This window comes from Mucilaginibacter sabulilitoris (assembly GCF_034262375.1).
In the GTDB taxonomy this organism is placed as follows: Bacteria; Bacteroidota; Bacteroidia; order Sphingobacteriales; family Sphingobacteriaceae; genus Mucilaginibacter; species Mucilaginibacter sabulilitoris.
The window spans coordinates 6,822,886-6,836,501 of the sequence record NZ_CP139558.1 but is presented as its reverse complement, the minus strand read 5'-3'; the positions used below and the strand labels follow the sequence as shown (position 1 = coordinate 6,836,501).

25 protein-coding genes are annotated in these 13,616 nt (G+C 41.0%); 22 read left to right on the top strand and 3 right to left on the bottom strand.

Annotated features, from left to right (window positions below):
* Positions 1-99 precede the first annotated feature (99 nt).
* Positions 100-1,359, top strand: coding sequence for a prephenate dehydrogenase (locus SNE25_RS28890; RefSeq protein ID WP_321562476.1), 1,260 nt, complete (start codon positions 100-102; stop codon positions 1,357-1,359).
* A gap of 50 nt (positions 1,360-1,409) precedes the next feature.
* On the opposite strand, the gene SNE25_RS28885 is transcribed toward SNE25_RS28890, so the two are convergent.
* Positions 1,410-1,877: an N-acetyltransferase gene (locus tag SNE25_RS28885; RefSeq protein WP_321562475.1), complete on the bottom strand. Its 468-nt coding sequence runs from the start codon at positions 1,875-1,877 to the stop codon at positions 1,410-1,412.
* A 188-nt stretch (positions 1,878-2,065) separates the two neighbouring features.
* Here SNE25_RS28885 and SNE25_RS28880 point away from each other — a divergent pair, with 188 nt between their 5' ends.
* The gene (locus tag SNE25_RS28880) at positions 2,066-2,542 is read left to right on the top strand and encodes a hypothetical protein (RefSeq protein WP_321562474.1); all 477 of its coding nucleotides are present in this window, start codon (positions 2,066-2,068) and stop codon (positions 2,540-2,542) included.
* Positions 2,543-2,589: 47 nt separating this feature from the next.
* Here the strand turns inward: SNE25_RS28880 and SNE25_RS28875 are convergent, their stop codons facing one another.
* The gene (locus SNE25_RS28875) at positions 2,590-3,366 is read right to left on the bottom strand and encodes a carboxylesterase family protein (protein WP_321562473.1); all 777 of its coding nucleotides are present in this window, start codon (positions 3,364-3,366) and stop codon (positions 2,590-2,592) included.
* A gap of 55 nt (positions 3,367-3,421) precedes the next feature.
* Positions 3,422-4,057 (bottom strand): energy transducer TonB, encoded by a 636-nt coding sequence (locus SNE25_RS28870; protein ID WP_321562472.1) that lies wholly within the window; start codon positions 4,055-4,057, stop codon positions 3,422-3,424.
* Positions 4,058-4,369: 312 nt separating this feature from the next.
* Here SNE25_RS28870 and rplC point away from each other — a divergent pair, with 312 nt between their 5' ends.
* The 20 genes from rplC (at position 4,370) to rplO (ending at position 13,616) form a co-directional block, all read left to right on the top strand.
* Positions 4,370-4,987 carry a 50S ribosomal protein L3 gene (gene rplC / locus SNE25_RS28865; RefSeq protein WP_321562471.1) on the top strand — a complete coding sequence of 206 codons (618 nt, stop codon included), beginning with the start codon at positions 4,370-4,372 and terminating at the stop codon, positions 4,985-4,987.
* Between the two features lies 1 nt (position 4,988).
* Positions 4,989-5,618, top strand: coding sequence for a 50S ribosomal protein L4 (gene rplD / locus SNE25_RS28860; protein ID WP_321562470.1), 630 nt, complete (start codon positions 4,989-4,991; stop codon positions 5,616-5,618).
* Positions 5,619-5,624: 6 nt separating this feature from the next.
* Positions 5,625-5,915, top strand: coding sequence for a 50S ribosomal protein L23 (gene rplW / locus SNE25_RS28855; protein ID WP_166095882.1), 291 nt, complete (start codon positions 5,625-5,627; stop codon positions 5,913-5,915).
* 8 nt (positions 5,916-5,923) lie between these two features.
* Complete coding sequence (gene rplB, locus SNE25_RS28850) at positions 5,924-6,751, top strand: 50S ribosomal protein L2 (RefSeq protein WP_321562469.1); 828 nt, start codon at positions 5,924-5,926, stop codon at positions 6,749-6,751.
* Entirely contained in the window at positions 6,751-7,017 is a 267-nt protein-coding gene (rpsS, locus tag SNE25_RS28845) for a 30S ribosomal protein S19 (RefSeq protein WP_076377419.1), read from the top strand. The genes rplB and rpsS overlap by 1 nt, the downstream gene beginning before the upstream one ends.
* Before the next feature lie 6 nt (positions 7,018-7,023).
* Positions 7,024-7,452, top strand: a complete 429-nt coding sequence (gene rplV / locus SNE25_RS28840) for a 50S ribosomal protein L22 (protein ID WP_172337928.1) — start codon at positions 7,024-7,026, stop codon at positions 7,450-7,452.
* 6 nt (positions 7,453-7,458) lie between these two features.
* The gene (gene rpsC / locus SNE25_RS28835; RefSeq protein ID WP_321562468.1) at positions 7,459-8,352 is read left to right on the top strand and encodes a 30S ribosomal protein S3; all 894 of its coding nucleotides are present in this window, start codon (positions 7,459-7,461) and stop codon (positions 8,350-8,352) included.
* Between the two features lie 48 nt (positions 8,353-8,400).
* Positions 8,401-8,823 (top strand): 50S ribosomal protein L16, encoded by a 423-nt coding sequence (gene rplP / locus SNE25_RS28830; protein WP_076377413.1) that lies wholly within the window; start codon positions 8,401-8,403, stop codon positions 8,821-8,823.
* A gap of 121 nt (positions 8,824-8,944) precedes the next feature.
* Positions 8,945-9,154, top strand: coding sequence for a 50S ribosomal protein L29 (rpmC, locus tag SNE25_RS28825; RefSeq protein ID WP_321562467.1), 210 nt, complete (start codon positions 8,945-8,947; stop codon positions 9,152-9,154).
* Between the two features lie 20 nt (positions 9,155-9,174).
* Positions 9,175-9,429, top strand: coding sequence for a 30S ribosomal protein S17 (gene rpsQ, locus SNE25_RS28820; protein WP_310090841.1), 255 nt, complete (start codon positions 9,175-9,177; stop codon positions 9,427-9,429).
* A gap of 1 nt (position 9,430) precedes the next feature.
* Positions 9,431-9,799, top strand: a complete 369-nt coding sequence (gene rplN / locus SNE25_RS28815; RefSeq protein WP_073405786.1) for a 50S ribosomal protein L14 — start codon at positions 9,431-9,433, stop codon at positions 9,797-9,799.
* A gap of 1 nt (position 9,800) precedes the next feature.
* Positions 9,801-10,145 carry a 50S ribosomal protein L24 gene (gene rplX / locus SNE25_RS28810; protein ID WP_321562466.1) on the top strand — a complete coding sequence of 115 codons (345 nt, stop codon included), beginning with the start codon at positions 9,801-9,803 and terminating at the stop codon, positions 10,143-10,145.
* Positions 10,145-10,708, top strand: a complete 564-nt coding sequence (gene rplE, locus SNE25_RS28805; RefSeq protein ID WP_321562465.1) for a 50S ribosomal protein L5 — start codon at positions 10,145-10,147, stop codon at positions 10,706-10,708. Before rplX ends, rplE begins: the two co-directional genes overlap by 1 nt.
* A complete protein-coding gene (gene rpsN, locus SNE25_RS28800) occupies positions 10,701-10,970 on the top strand; it encodes a 30S ribosomal protein S14 (protein WP_321562464.1) in 270 nt (89 codons plus the stop codon). The genes rplE and rpsN overlap by 8 nt, the downstream gene beginning before the upstream one ends.
* 149 nt (positions 10,971-11,119) lie before the next feature.
* Complete coding sequence (rpsH, locus tag SNE25_RS28795; RefSeq protein ID WP_166095868.1) at positions 11,120-11,518, top strand: 30S ribosomal protein S8; 399 nt, start codon at positions 11,120-11,122, stop codon at positions 11,516-11,518.
* A gap of 16 nt (positions 11,519-11,534) precedes the next feature.
* On the top strand, positions 11,535-12,092 hold the full coding sequence (gene rplF / locus SNE25_RS28790; protein WP_321562463.1) for a 50S ribosomal protein L6: 558 nt from the start codon (positions 11,535-11,537) through the stop codon (positions 12,090-12,092).
* A gap of 5 nt (positions 12,093-12,097) precedes the next feature.
* Positions 12,098-12,448, top strand: a complete 351-nt coding sequence (gene rplR / locus SNE25_RS28785; protein ID WP_090643423.1) for a 50S ribosomal protein L18 — start codon at positions 12,098-12,100, stop codon at positions 12,446-12,448.
* A 12-nt stretch (positions 12,449-12,460) separates the two neighbouring features.
* Positions 12,461-12,979, top strand: coding sequence for a 30S ribosomal protein S5 (gene rpsE, locus SNE25_RS28780; RefSeq protein WP_407666967.1), 519 nt, complete (start codon positions 12,461-12,463; stop codon positions 12,977-12,979).
* A gap of 6 nt (positions 12,980-12,985) precedes the next feature.
* On the top strand, positions 12,986-13,165 hold the full coding sequence (gene rpmD, locus SNE25_RS28775) for a 50S ribosomal protein L30 (RefSeq protein WP_321562462.1): 180 nt from the start codon (positions 12,986-12,988) through the stop codon (positions 13,163-13,165).
* A gap of 4 nt (positions 13,166-13,169) precedes the next feature.
* Positions 13,170-13,616 (top strand): 50S ribosomal protein L15, encoded by a 447-nt coding sequence (gene rplO, locus SNE25_RS28770; RefSeq protein ID WP_321562461.1) that lies wholly within the window; start codon positions 13,170-13,172, stop codon positions 13,614-13,616.

Genomic DNA, 13,616 nt, shown 5'->3' with positions numbered 1-13,616 from the left:
ACAGGATTTTATTAGTTTTTATTATAATATCCCGGGGTTTACAGGGGCTAATGTAAAGGTTTCATACGTAATTTTGATACTCATGGTTATATTAGCGGCATGAATATAGGTATTATTGGTTTGGGCGATATGGGGCGTTTGTACGCCAAGGCTTTCGCAAAAGCGGGCTATACGGTTTGTGGGTGCGATTTACCGGCGAACCGCGGTCGGCTGGAAGAGGAGCTGGCCCCATATAAAATAACTATAATGGATAGCGGAAAGGAGGTGGCGCGCATTAACGACCTGATCATTTACTCAGTAGAAGCTGATAAAATGGAGCAGGTGGTAGCCGAATGTGGACCATTAACAAAGTACGGCGCTATTGTGGCCGGCCAAACCTCGGTAAAACACCCGGAGATAACTACCTTTGAAAAATACCTGCCTGCCGATGCGCAGATCATTACCTTTCATGGCATGCATGGGCCTGGTTTTGAACCCGAAGGGCAAACCCTTATCCTGATACCACATCGTACAAATGCCGATGCCTACCAGCGTATGTTTGACCTGTTTACGGCCATAGGGAGCAATATTGTGGAAATTGCCGACTATCACGAGCATGATAAAATTGTAGCTGATACACAGGCCGTAACCCATGTTGGTTTTGAAAGTATGGGTACCGCATGGAAATCGGCCGGGTTTTTCCCGTGGGAAAATGCATCTTATATAGGTGGCATAGATAATGTGAAAATATTAACCACCCTGCGCATTTTTGGTTACAAGGCGCACGTTTACGCGGGCCTGGCCATATTAAACCCTTATGCTAAGCAACAGGTTAAACGCTATGCCGAATCGGAATCGGAACTATTTAAGCTGATGATTAAGGAAGAAGCCAAAGCGTTCAGGGAGCGCTTGTACCGTGCCCGCGATTTTGTATTTCATGAAAGCCGTAAGTCTATAATGCTTAACGATAGCGTAATGAAAGAATTTTCGTTGTCGCAAAAGCCCGAGCAACAAAAGCCAAATTCGCATTTAAGCATCTTGAGCATGGTAGATGCCTGGTACCATCTGGGCGTAAACCCTTATGATAACCTTATATGTCAAACGCCGCCCTTCCGCCTGCGTTTGGGAATTGCTGAATACCTGTTCAAGAACGAGGACCTGTTGGAAGAATCATTAGAAACCGCGTTGTATGATAAAACCATACGGGGCGACGATCTGGAGTTTCATTCGGCCGTGCGGGAGTGGTCATCAATTATAGGTTATGGCGATATGGAAGGCTACAAAAAACATTTTAACGAAGTGCAGGCCTTTTTTAATGGCCGACTGGAAGAAGGTAAAAAACAAAGCGCCGAGCTGATCAGAAGGCTGATGATGGAGTAATTGCCGGGTAAAAAATGCAATCTGTTCACCAATATGCAGATGTAAATTATTTATTCTTTCTCCCAAGAAATTTTTACCGCTGAAATTTTTTCGGATTCAATACGGCTATCCGGAAGGATATTGAAGTTGTTTTTTGTATAGAAAGTTAATGGCGAGTGATATTTATCTCCATTTACCTTTAAATCTTTTTCGTGATCTATTACCCATCCGGCTAAATGTTGCTCTTCTTTTTTAATTTCGTTCAGAATTGCAGTTCCATACCCCCTTCCATGAAGCGTGCTATTTATTATTATCGCAAACCATTTTTCATTATCACGTTTAAATGTAACGGCCCATGCTGCCATAATTTCTTGCTCGGTAATTAACAGGTAATGCTTCTTCTCTGAAAGTTCATTTAAATACCCGTCAAATTCTGATATAGTTTTGTATTGTAGGTTTCGGGGATATTCTTCATTCCATAACTTGCAGACGCTTTCCTTTTGAAGGTCTGTTAATAATGTCTGGGTTATAATCTTCATATATCAGGGCATTGTGAAATTACAATATAAGAAAATCAATGGTACAATCTGTCCAATTTTTATTTATCTATATCTCCGACAAGAAATAGCTTATAATTTAAACAAGTTGATGTAGCATTTGATTGGTTGTACGCGTAACGGTAATAAGATTTGGCCCTGATTTTATCACACTGATTTATAATTAGCATATGAAAAACTTAAACCAATACCTTGTGGGGCTGCTCCTTTTATTAACCTGCGTGTCCTGCTCAAAAAATAAGGAAAAATCAGGCTGTTTACCTGTGGCATTGATACAACCGGCCTTTAAATTTCAGGTGGTTGATAAAAATAATGGGAATGACCTTTTCTTTTCTGCCAGCCCGCAGTATTCGTTAAGTGATATCAGTGTTGAGTTCAGGGATAAACTAAATAAAATAAATATCCTTTCTCCCCCAGATCACCTAAACTCAGGTAGTGTTGATCATTTTGTGTATACCATTCCGCAAGGCAAAACGGCCGATACTTGTTTCGTGAAAATTAAAGGTCTGAAAACCGATACGTTGATCAGTACTATTACAAGTACAACTACCGATTGCGGTGTCTCGCTTTCTTTGAGCCGGGTGAAGGTGAATAAGAATGTCCCGGTAGATTATTCAAAGGACATCACTATTGTTATCAAAAAATAGGCGGGGGCATCGGTAACTTAATAACTCAAGCCAGATTACTGTAATAACTAATCGTGCAATTTTTGTGCAAACATCCATTTAAACAGTTCCGGCTCGGTATAGGCGTTTCTCCAACTGTTATGTTTAACTCCCGGGTACTCCGTATATTTAGCTGAACTACCATGCTTTTTAAGGCAGGTGATCATCATTCGCGAATATTTTACATCATTAACATCATCCTGATCGCCGTGGAAAGCCCATATTGGTATTTTGCTTATCAGTTTGGCTTTTGATGTATCAGATACCGAACATACAGGGGCCGCAGCTGCAAATAAGCCGGGCCGACGGATTAAAAAGTCAAACGTGCCCTCGCCACCCATCGAATACCCGGTAATATAAATCCGCCTTTTGTCGAGCGGTAATTGCGACATTAATGAATCTAATAATTCAAAAGTTTTACGGGCGCTTGGGGTAGGGGCATCGGTAGCCTGAAGAATTTTAGGAAAATTGGGAAATTTAACCCAAACATCATTCCTTGTGCATTGAGGGGCCAAAATGAAACACGCATATTTTTTACGCCCCAATGAATCTGTTAGAACCTTAGGCATGACTGCCAGTTGTTTTTCATTGTCGGATCCGCGTTCGCCTGCACCATGCAGGAAAAGTATAAGCGGGTATTTCTTATGAGGATTATAGTTAGCCGGATATAAAAGGCGATAAGGCAGGCTATCGTGGCCATTTATATATACGGTTTTGATAAAGTTGTTAACTACTGTGGGGGCCTGTGCCTGAAGCTTGGAATTGGTAAATATGGTAAGGAGCAGAACGGCAAGGAACATTCTCATTATGAAAGCAGCTATAGGTATAATAAATTATATGTTTGAATTAGGAATTACATTATTAAAATTTCATTTTCAATAAGTACACACCATTTTTTTCTGGCATCTGAAATTTCATTTCATGGTCACTGTCGTAATAAGGTTCCGCAATTTCCACCTGGTCAGATGGAAATGACTTACCCAATAACTGCTCAGCTTCATCTATGGTATAACGCTTACCTGTTATTTCAAAAATAAACCCATAGTTTGAAGCTTTTAGCTGGCTGATCTGTACAGCGCCTTTTTCTATAGTGAAACTAATGGGAATAGAATATTGTACACGCACCGGGCGGCTGTTTTGTACACCAGGTTTCCAGCGTGTTGAGTTCTGCAACACATTTACGGCTTCTGCTTCACAACCTGCGCCAATGCAGTTTTGTGGGATAACTTCCGTTACCTTGCCGGTTGTATCTATTATAAACGATACAACAACCTTGCCGTTGATGCCAATTAAACGGGCAATATCCGGATATTTTACGTTTTGGCTGATATAGTTAACAAAGGCCGTTATACCTCCCGGGTATTCGGGCACAGATTCGATGCTTGTATAAGTATTTTCGAACCGGGCCTTTTTTGCGGTATCGGTATTAAAAACAGGACGGGCAAAACTTAATCCCGAAATAAGCAGGGCAATAAACAGAATGTAATAAGGTTTCATGAGATAAATTTAAAAAAATATTTAGCCTGAGGCGGAAAAAAAAGCCGGCAATATTTTAGAACCTGCGCCATACGAGTGTATTGTTATTGACGGCTTATTGCAATATTTTTTAATAAATAATTAAAGCGCTTAGCCCCCAGCTAAATACCGGTAAACGCGCTGTTAAAAACTGCTGTGGAAAAATATTAAAAAATAATTCACTAACTATTTGAGAGTTAATACAAAATTTCTATCTTTGCCGTCCCTTTCGGGGGGAATAATATGCCTTGAACGAAGCCCTACTGCTTCGATGGGCACAAACAAATTAAAGAAATGTCAGGAATTATTGGTAAAAAAGTAGGAATGACCAGCATTTTCGACGAAACAGGGAAGAATATTCCCTGCACAGTAATCGAAGCTGGCCCTTGCGTGGTAACACAAGTTAAGTCTGTAGATACAGACGGGTATGCTGCTGTACAGCTGGCATATGGCGACAAAAAGGAAAAAAACACCTCAGGTCCTTTAAAAGGTCACTTCCAAAAAGCCGGTACTGCTCCAAAGCGTAAACTGGTTGAATTCAAAACTTTCGAAGATCAAAAAAACTTAGGTGATAGCATCACTGTGGAGATCTTTGAAGTTGGCGATTATGTGGATGTGGTTGGTACCTCAAAAGGTAAAGGATTTCAGGGTGTGGTAAAACGTCACGGTTTTGGTGGTGTGGGTATGCAAACTCACGGTCAGCACAATCGTTTACGTGCGCCAGGTTCCTTAGGTGCGTCATCATGGCCATCTCGTGTATTTAAAGGTATGCGTATGGCGGGTCAAACCGGAAATGGTCGTGTAAAAATTCAAAACTTACAAGTTGTGAAAGTTTACGCCGAGCAGAATCTGTTAGTTGTTAAAGGTTCCATCCCCGGAGCTAAGGGTTCATTCGTAATAGTGGATAAATAAGATGGAAGTTAACGTATTAAACGTATCAGGTAAAGAAACAGGTGCCAAGGTGCAGCTTCCTGAGTCGGTTTTCGGTATTGAGCCAAATGATCACGCTATCTATCTTGATGTTAAGCAGTTTTTAGCTAACCAGCGTCAGGGTACACACAAAGCAAAACAGCGTAATGAAATTGCAGGTTCAACCCGCAAATTATATAAACAAAAAGGTACAGGTGGTGCCCGTGCCGGTAGCGTAAAGTCTCCGTTGTTTAACGGTGGTGGCCGTGTTTTTGGCCCGCAACCACGCGATTACAGTTTCAAATTAAACAAGAAACTTAAATCACTTGCCCGTAAATCAGCTTTATCATACAAAGCAAAAGATAACAACATTTTAGTATTGGAAGATTTTAATTTTGATACCATCAAAACTAAAAACTACATTAAAATGCAGGCCGACCTGAATGTTACTAATGATAAAACATTATTGGTAATTGCGGGCGCCGAAAATAACAATGTGTATTTATCAAGCAGAAACCTGAAGAAAACTAAGGTTATTTCAGTTGAGCAGTTAAACACTTATGATGTGTTAAATGCTGGCAAACTGTTATTAACTACAGGCGCTGTAAAAACTTTGGAGGAAGCATTAGCTTAAGTAATTATGGAAATTTTAAAGAAACCCCTACTTACTGAAAAAGTAACTCAATTAACCGAGAAACTTAACCGTTATGCTTTCAAAGTTGATCACAGAGCAAACAAAATTCAGATTAAAGGCGCCATTGAGGCAATGTATGGTGTTAACGTTACGGCGGTAAACACTATGAAATACGTCGGCAAACTTAAAACTCGCAACACTAAGGCAGGCGCCGTACAAGGCCGCTCAGCTACTTACAAAAAAGCGATCATTACGTTAAAGGACGGCGAAACAATTGATTTTTACAGCAATATATAATATAAGAGATGGCAGTAAAGAGATTTAAACCGGTTACTCCGGGTACCCGTTTCAGAGTTGATGTATCTAACTCAGATATTACAACAAACGTTCCTGAAAAATCGTTGGTTGTAGCAGCCAACAAAAGATCGGGCGGACGTAATAACAGCGGTAAAATGACCATGCGCTACTTAGGTGGTGGTCATAAGCAGTCATACAGATTGATCGATTTTAAACGTAATAAGTTTGATATCCCGGCAAAAGTTGCAACTATTGAGTATGATCCTAACCGTTCTGCACGTATAGCACTGTTACATTTTGTTGATGGTGAAAAACGTTATATGATAGCTCCGGAAGGCTTAACAGTTGGTATGGTAGTTGTATCTGGCGAGAGCGCTGCTCCAGAGGTTGGTAATACCATGCCTTTGAAAAACATCCCGTTAGGTTCTATCATTCACAATATTGAGTTAAACCCAGGCCAGGGTGGTGTTATTGCCCGCAGCGCTGGTACTTATGCTCAGCTTTCAGCACGCGATGGTAAATATGCTATCATCAAATTGCCTTCAGGCGAAACACGTATGATACTGTCAACTTGTTTGGCAACTATCGGTACCGTTTCAAATGGTGAAAAAGCAAACGCGGTATTAGGTAAAGCAGGTCGCAAACGCTGGTTAGGCCGCAGGCCGCGTGTTCGTGGTGTTGCCATGAACCCGGTAGATCACCCTATGGGTGGTGGTGAGGGTAGAGCCTCAGGTGGTCATCCACGCTCACGTAAAGGTTTGTTAGCTAAAGGCTACAAAACCCGTGACAAGAAAAAAGGGTCGGATCGTTATATCATTGAAAGAAGGAAAAAATAATGGCACGTTCAATTAAAAAAGGACCTTATATTGATCATAACCTGGAAAGAAAAGTTCTTACCTTGAATGAATCAAGCAAAAAATCAGTTGTAAAAACATGGTCACGTCGTTCCATGATCTCTCCTGATTTCGTTGGTCACACATTCGCAGTACACAACGGTAACAAGTTTATCCCTGTGTACGTAACAGAAAACATGGTTGGTCACAAGTTGGGAGAATTTGCTCCAACCCGTACATTCCGCGGTCACGCAGAAAAGAAAAAATAACAGGCAATGGAAGCAACAACAAAAATTAAAAAGTCTGTATTGATCAGGCAACAAAAAGAAGCTGCAAAAGCCCAGGTTGGCGGAGCTTCAGTTGCTAAATTACAGGACTGTCCAACTTCACCACGCAAAATGCGTTTGGTGGTTGATCTGATCCGTGGTGAAAACGTTGAGAAAGCGTTGTACATATTAAAATATACTAACAAGGAAGCTGCTATTCGTGTAGAGAAACTTTTGTTATCAGCCATCAAAAACTGGGAAGCAAAAAACGAAGGTAAACGTGTTGAAGACAGCGCTTTATTTGTGAAAGAAGTTTCAGTAGGTGGCGGTCGTCAGCTAAAAAGGTTACGTCCTGCTCCGCAAGGAAGAGGATACCGTATCCGTAAACGTTCAAACCACGTAACACTGATTGTGGATAGTAAAAACGATAACAATTAATTTGAAATGGGACAGAAAGCACATCCAATAGGTAACAGATTAGGAATCATCAGAGGTTGGGATTCTAATTGGTTCGGTGGCAACAACTACTCCGACAAATTAGTTGAAGACGAAAAGATCCGCAAATACCTTTCAGCTCGTATTGCTAAAGGTGGTGTATCAAAAGTGGTAATTGAACGTACTTTAAAACGCATTACCGTAACTATCCACACTGCCCGTCCGGGTATTGTGATAGGTAAAGGTGGCCAGGAAGTTGACAAGATCAAAGAAGAGTTAAAGAAACTTACCAAAAAAGAAGTTCAGATTAACATATTCGAGATCAAGCGTCCGGAACTTGATGCTCAGTTAGTAGCAGAAGGTATCGCGAAACAACTGGAAGCACGTATCTCTTTCCGCCGTGCCATGAAAACAACAATTGCTTCAACCATGAGAATGGGTGCTGAAGGAATTAAAGTAATGACATCAGGCCGTTTAGGCGGTGCCGAGATGGCACGTAGCGAACAATATAAAGAAGGAAGAATTCCTTTGCATACTTTCCGTGCCGATATTGACTATGCACTGGCAGAAGCATTAACTACTTATGGTAAAATAGGTGTTAAAGTATGGATCTGCAAAGGCGAAGTTTACGGAAAACGTGATTTGTCTCCAAACATTGGCGGCACAAGCAGCAACAGCGGTAAAGGTGGTCGTCCAGACGGTGCTCCGGCATTCGGCGGACGTGACAACCAACGCGGTGGTGAACGTGGCGGCGAGCGCAGAGGCGACAGGAAACCAGGCGGTGACCGTCGTGGTGGTCCGGGTGGCAACAATGGTCCTCGTGGCGGTGGTAACCGTCCGGGTGGTCAGGGTGGAAATCGCCCAGGCGGTGGTAACCGTCCAGGTGGCCCGGGAAAGAGATAATAATTAAAGTAGAAGAAAGATATCGTAACGATATAAAAGCTTAAGAAAATGCTACAGCCAAAAAGAACGAAGTTCAGAAAGATGCAAAAAGGCAGGATGAAAGGTTTAGCCACCCGTGGTGCAGAACTTTCATTCGGATCTTTCGGTATAAAATCACTCGAAGCGGCCTGGATTACCAGCCGCCAGATCGAGGCTGCACGTATCGCTGTAACACGTTTTATGAAACGTGAAGGCCAGGTATGGATCAGGATATTCCCTGACAAGCCTGTAACCAAAAAACCAGCAGAGGTACGTATGGGTAAAGGTAAAGGTGCTCCTGAATACTGGGTTGCGGTAGTACGCCCCGGAAGGATCATTTTTGAAGCCGAAGGCGTGCCTTTGGACGTTGCTAAAGAGGCCTTACGCCTTGCAGCTCAAAAACTTCCGGTACAAACCAGATTTATAGTACGTAGGGATTACGTAGAAGCATAAATGAAGAGTTAGTTGAAAAGTTGTAAAGTTTTAATGTTGTGAAGTTAGATGCCGAACTCTCACCCATCAAAAAAAACAATACAGCGTTTAAACTGCCAACAACAACAAATAACAAAAGAAAATGAAGAACTCAGAAATTTTGGAGCTATCAACTGAAGAATTGGTTGCAAGAATAGGAGAGGAAAGAAACAGCCTAACCAAACTTAAATTTGCCCATGCAGTGTCAGCTATTGAGAATCCAACCCGTATAACAAAAGTACGTAAGGACATTGCTCGGTTAAATACTGAATTAACAAAGCGCAAAGCTGCGTCAGCTTCTGAAAACAATTAATTTTTTAAGCGTTCAGAAAAATGGAAAGAAATTTAAGAAAAACACGTACCGGTTTGGTAGTTAGCAATAAAATGCAAAAATCTATCGTAGTGGCTGTGGAGCGTAAAGTGAAACACCCTATCTACGGTAAATTCGTAAAGAAAACTACCAAATTCATGGCTCACGACGAAGAAAATACCTGTGGTATTGGTGATACTGTATTGATTATGGAAACACGCCCGTTGAGCAAAAGCAAAAACTGGAGATTAGTTCAAATTATAGAAAGGGCTAAATAAGATGGTACAACAGGAATCAAGATTAAATGTAGCCGATAACAGCGGAGCTAAAGAAGTTTTAGTGATCCGTGTATTGGGCGGTACCGGAAAAAGGTATGCCTCAATCGGCGATAAGATAGTAGTAACCGTAAAAAGCGCTTTACCATCAGGTAACGTTAAAAAAGGTACAGTATCAAAAGCCGTAGTAGTACGCACCAAAAAAGAGATCCGTAGAAAAGATGGTTCATACATCCGTTTCGACGATAACGCAGCAGTTTTGTTAAATAACCAGGATGAGCCAAGAGGCACACGTATCTTTGGCCCAGTTGCAAGAGAACTGCGTGAGAAACAATTTATGAAAATTGTATCATTAGCACCGGAGGTATTGTAACATGGAAAAGAAAAAACACGCACAACCAACCAAATTAAAGATCCGTAAAGGTGATTTGGTAAAAGTTATTGCCGGTGATTCAAAAGGAACACAAGGTAAAATTGTTGAAGTAATAGTAGATAAAGGCCGCGCAATTGTTGAAGGTGCCAATATGGTATCAAAACATACAAAACCAAACGCTGCTAATCCAAATGGCGGAATTGTTAAACAGGAAGCTGCTATACATATTTCAAACCTAATGCTGGTTGATCCTAAAACAGGTAATACAACCCGTGTTGGCCGTAAGAAAAACGATGCCGGCAAATTAGTAAGGGTAGCAAAAAAATCAGGGGAGGAAATTAAGTAATGACTTACGTACCAAGATTAAAATCAAAATATAAGGACGAGATACGTACCGCACTGAAAGACAAATTTCAGTACAAAAGCGTAATGCAGGTTCCTAAGCTTGAAAAAATTGCCATTAACCAAGGTGTAGGTGGTGCTACAACCGACAAGAAATTGATCGAAAACACTATCCTTGAGTTAACCACCATCACTGGTCAGCAAGCGGTATCTTCAAAATCTAAAAAAGATATCTCAAACTTTAAATTGCGTAAAAACATGCCGGTAGGCGTACGTGTTACCTTACGTGATAATACAATGTATGAGTTTTTAGATCGTTTAATCGCAGTTGCCCTGCCACGTATCCGTGACTTCAAAGGCATCAACGATAAAGGTTTTGACGGAAGAGGTAACTATACTTTAGGTATAACAGAGCAAATTATATTCCCTGAGATAAATATTGACAAGATCAATAAAATTCAAGGTATGGATATTACCTTTGTAACCTCGGCAACAAATGATGTGGAAGCATTGGAATTGTTGAAACAATTTGGATTACCATTTAAAAATCAAAATAGCAATGGCTAAAGAAGGTGTAAAAGCACGTGAAATTAAACGCGCTAAATTGGTTGCTAAATACGCAGAGAAAAGAGCAGCCCTTAAAGAAGCCGGCGATTATGTTGGCTTAGATAAATTGCCTAAAGCTTCATCTCCGGTAAAATTACATAACCGTTGTAAATTAACCGGCCGCCCTCGTGGTTATATGCGCCAGTTTGGCATTTCACGTGTTACATTCCGTGATATGGCATTAGCAGGCAAAATACCAGGAGTAAAGAAAGCAAGCTGGTAAAAAATATCAATGTTCAAAAGTAAAAATTCGAAACACTATTTATTACGTTTTGAATTTTTACTTTTGCGCTTTGCTTTTTAAAAAGAATTAACCGATGGCAGGTCGTTCCGGATGTTACGGAAAGGAAACCACTATCATAACACAATAAAATGAATACAGATCCAATCGCAGATTATCTTACAAGAGTAAGGAATGCTATTAAAGCCAACCATAGGGTTGTTGAAATTCCTGCATCAAATCTGAAAAAGGAAATCACGAAAGTGCTTTTCGACAAAGGTTACATTGCCAATTACAAGTTTGAGGAAGTTGGTCCGCAAGGCAGCATTAAAGTTGCTTTAAAGTACCACCCGATAACTAAAATTTCTGCTATCCGTAGCATTCAGCGCATCAGTAAACCAGGTTTGAGGAAATACGCAGGCACATCAAACATGCCAAGAGTATTAAATGGTTTAGGTATCGCTATCCTGTCGACTTCAAAAGGTGTAATGACCGATAAAGAGGCCCGTCAGCAAAATGTAGGTGGCGAAGTTTTATGCTACGTTTATTAATAGGAGAAATTAAGCAATGTCAAGAGTAGGAAAAGCACCGATAGCACTGCCAGCAGGAGTAACTATTACCGTATCAGCAGAAAATGTTGTTACTGTAAAAGGCCCTAAAGGTGAGTTGCAGCAAGCGGTTGATAGCGATATCACCATTGCACAGGAAGATGGCCAGTTGTTAGTTCAACGCCCGTCTGAACAAAAACGTCATAAAGCGTTACACGGTTTATACCGCGCGCTTTTAAATAACATGGTAGTAGGTGTAACTGAAGGTTACAAAGTACAGCAAGAATTAGTTGGTGTAGGTTACCGTGCTACCAATACAGGTAATACTTTAGATTTAGTGTTGGGTTACTCTCACCACTATGTATTTGAATTGCCAAAAGAAATTAAAGTTACAACCACTGCTGATAAGGGTAAAAACCCAACCATCATTCTGGAATCAATCGATAAACAACTTATCGGTCAGGTAGCTGCAAAAATACGTTCATTACGTGCACCAGAACCTTACAAAGGTAAAGGTATCAAGTTTGTAGGCGAAGTATTGAGAAGAAAAGCAGGTAAATCAGCATCTAAAAAATAATCGTCATGGGAGCTAAATTATCAAGAAGAGACAGGATTAAAAAAGGCATCAGAAAACGCCTTTCAGGGTCAACAGAGCGTCCCCGCCTGTCCGTTTACAGAAGTAACAAAGGAATTTACGCGCAGATCATTGACGATTTAACCGGTAAAACTATCGTATCGGCTTCATCTTTGTCAAAAGACTTTACCGCCGATGGCACAAAATCTGATCAGTCAGTAGCCGTAGGTAAACTGGTAGCTCAGAAAGCTATCGCTGCAGGTATTAAAGATGTGGTTTTCGACAGGAACGGTTATCTGTACCATGGTCGTGTTAAATCACTGGCCGAAGGTGCACGTGAAGGTGGTTTAAACTTTTAATCGAAAAGAGAAATGTCAACAATCAACATAAAAAGAGTAAAAACAAGCGAGATCGAATTAAAAGACCGCTTGGTAAGCATACAACGTGTTGCCAAAGTAACCAAAGGCGGCCGTACCTTCAGTTTCTCTGCCATTGTGGTAGTAGGTGACGAGAACGGTGTTGTAGGTTATGGCTTAGGTAAAGCAAAAGAAGTTACCGAAGCAATTGCAAAAGGCATTGATGATGCTAAAAAGAACCTGGTAAAAGTCCCTATCTTGAACGGAACTATACCTCATGAGCAAATTGGTAAGTTTAGCGGTGGTTTTGTTTTTATTAAACCAGCTGCTAATGGTACCGGTGTTATTGCTGGTGGTGCGATGCGTGCAGTATTAGAGTCTGCCGGTATCCACAATGTATTGGCAAAATCAAAAGGTTCATCAAATCCACACAACGTGGTTAAGGCAACGGTTTCTGCATTATCACAATTACGTGATGCGCATACTGTAGCACAACAGCGTGGCGTTAGTTTAGGTAAAGTATTTAACGGATAATCAGTCATGACCAAAATCAAAATTACACAGATTAAGAGCGTGATCGACAGAAGTGAGCGCCAAAAAAAGACAATCGAAGCCTTAGGCTTGCGTAAAATTAACCACAGCGTAGAAGTTGAAGCTACGCCTGCTATAGTTGGTATGGTTAGAAAAGTTAATCACCTGGTAGCGGTAGAAAATATTTAATATCATGAATTTAAGTAATTTAAAACCTGCAGAAGGTTCTACTAAAAATAGAAAAAGAATTGGCCGTGGTACAGGTTCTGGCCGTGGCGGTACGTCAACCCGTGGTCACAAAGGCGCCGGTTCACGTTCAGGTACCAGCACCAAGGTAGGCTTTGAAGGCGGTCAGATGCCTTTACAGCGCCGTGTGCCAAAGGTAGGCTTCAAAAACCCTAACCGTGTAGAGTATACAGGTGTTAATTTGGATGTACTGCAAGAGTTAGTTGAAAAATTCTCGCTTGCGGCAGTTGATTTTGATATCCTGAAAGAACACGGTTTGGTATCACGTAACGACCTGGTTAAAATTCTGGGCCGTGGCGAACTGAAAGCCAAATTAGAAGTTAAAGCACATGCATTTACTGCTACAGCTCAAAAAGCTATCGAAGCAGTTGGTGGTACCATAGTTAAGCTGTAA

Coding starts and splice junctions, on each gene's coding strand:
- SNE25_RS28890 (WP_321562476.1), top strand. CDS start 100: ATGAATATAGGTATTATTGGTTTGGGCGATATGGGGCGTTTGTACGCC.
- SNE25_RS28885 (WP_321562475.1), bottom strand. CDS start 1,877: ATGAAGATTATAACCCAGACATTATTAACAGACCTTCAAAAGGAAAGC.
- SNE25_RS28880 (WP_321562474.1), top strand. CDS start 2,066: ATGAAAAACTTAAACCAATACCTTGTGGGGCTGCTCCTTTTATTAACC.
- SNE25_RS28875 (WP_321562473.1), bottom strand. CDS start 3,366: ATGAGAATGTTCCTTGCCGTTCTGCTCCTTACCATATTTACCAATTCC.
- SNE25_RS28870 (WP_321562472.1), bottom strand. CDS start 4,057: ATGAAACCTTATTACATTCTGTTTATTGCCCTGCTTATTTCGGGATTA.
- rplC (WP_321562471.1), top strand. CDS start 4,370: ATGTCAGGAATTATTGGTAAAAAAGTAGGAATGACCAGCATTTTCGAC.
- rplD (WP_321562470.1), top strand. CDS start 4,989: ATGGAAGTTAACGTATTAAACGTATCAGGTAAAGAAACAGGTGCCAAG.
- rplW (WP_166095882.1), top strand. CDS start 5,625: ATGGAAATTTTAAAGAAACCCCTACTTACTGAAAAAGTAACTCAATTA.
- rplB (WP_321562469.1), top strand. CDS start 5,924: ATGGCAGTAAAGAGATTTAAACCGGTTACTCCGGGTACCCGTTTCAGA.
- rpsS (WP_076377419.1), top strand. CDS start 6,751: ATGGCACGTTCAATTAAAAAAGGACCTTATATTGATCATAACCTGGAA.
- rplV (WP_172337928.1), top strand. CDS start 7,024: ATGGAAGCAACAACAAAAATTAAAAAGTCTGTATTGATCAGGCAACAA.
- rpsC (WP_321562468.1), top strand. CDS start 7,459: ATGGGACAGAAAGCACATCCAATAGGTAACAGATTAGGAATCATCAGA.
- rplP (WP_076377413.1), top strand. CDS start 8,401: ATGCTACAGCCAAAAAGAACGAAGTTCAGAAAGATGCAAAAAGGCAGG.
- rpmC (WP_321562467.1), top strand. CDS start 8,945: ATGAAGAACTCAGAAATTTTGGAGCTATCAACTGAAGAATTGGTTGCA.
- rpsQ (WP_310090841.1), top strand. CDS start 9,175: ATGGAAAGAAATTTAAGAAAAACACGTACCGGTTTGGTAGTTAGCAAT.
- rplN (WP_073405786.1), top strand. CDS start 9,431: ATGGTACAACAGGAATCAAGATTAAATGTAGCCGATAACAGCGGAGCT.
- rplX (WP_321562466.1), top strand. CDS start 9,801: ATGGAAAAGAAAAAACACGCACAACCAACCAAATTAAAGATCCGTAAA.
- rplE (WP_321562465.1), top strand. CDS start 10,145: ATGACTTACGTACCAAGATTAAAATCAAAATATAAGGACGAGATACGT.
- rpsN (WP_321562464.1), top strand. CDS start 10,701: ATGGCTAAAGAAGGTGTAAAAGCACGTGAAATTAAACGCGCTAAATTG.
- rpsH (WP_166095868.1), top strand. CDS start 11,120: ATGAATACAGATCCAATCGCAGATTATCTTACAAGAGTAAGGAATGCT.
- rplF (WP_321562463.1), top strand. CDS start 11,535: ATGTCAAGAGTAGGAAAAGCACCGATAGCACTGCCAGCAGGAGTAACT.
- rplR (WP_090643423.1), top strand. CDS start 12,098: ATGGGAGCTAAATTATCAAGAAGAGACAGGATTAAAAAAGGCATCAGA.
- rpsE (WP_407666967.1), top strand. CDS start 12,461: ATGTCAACAATCAACATAAAAAGAGTAAAAACAAGCGAGATCGAATTA.
- rpmD (WP_321562462.1), top strand. CDS start 12,986: ATGACCAAAATCAAAATTACACAGATTAAGAGCGTGATCGACAGAAGT.
- rplO (WP_321562461.1), top strand. CDS start 13,170: ATGAATTTAAGTAATTTAAAACCTGCAGAAGGTTCTACTAAAAATAGA.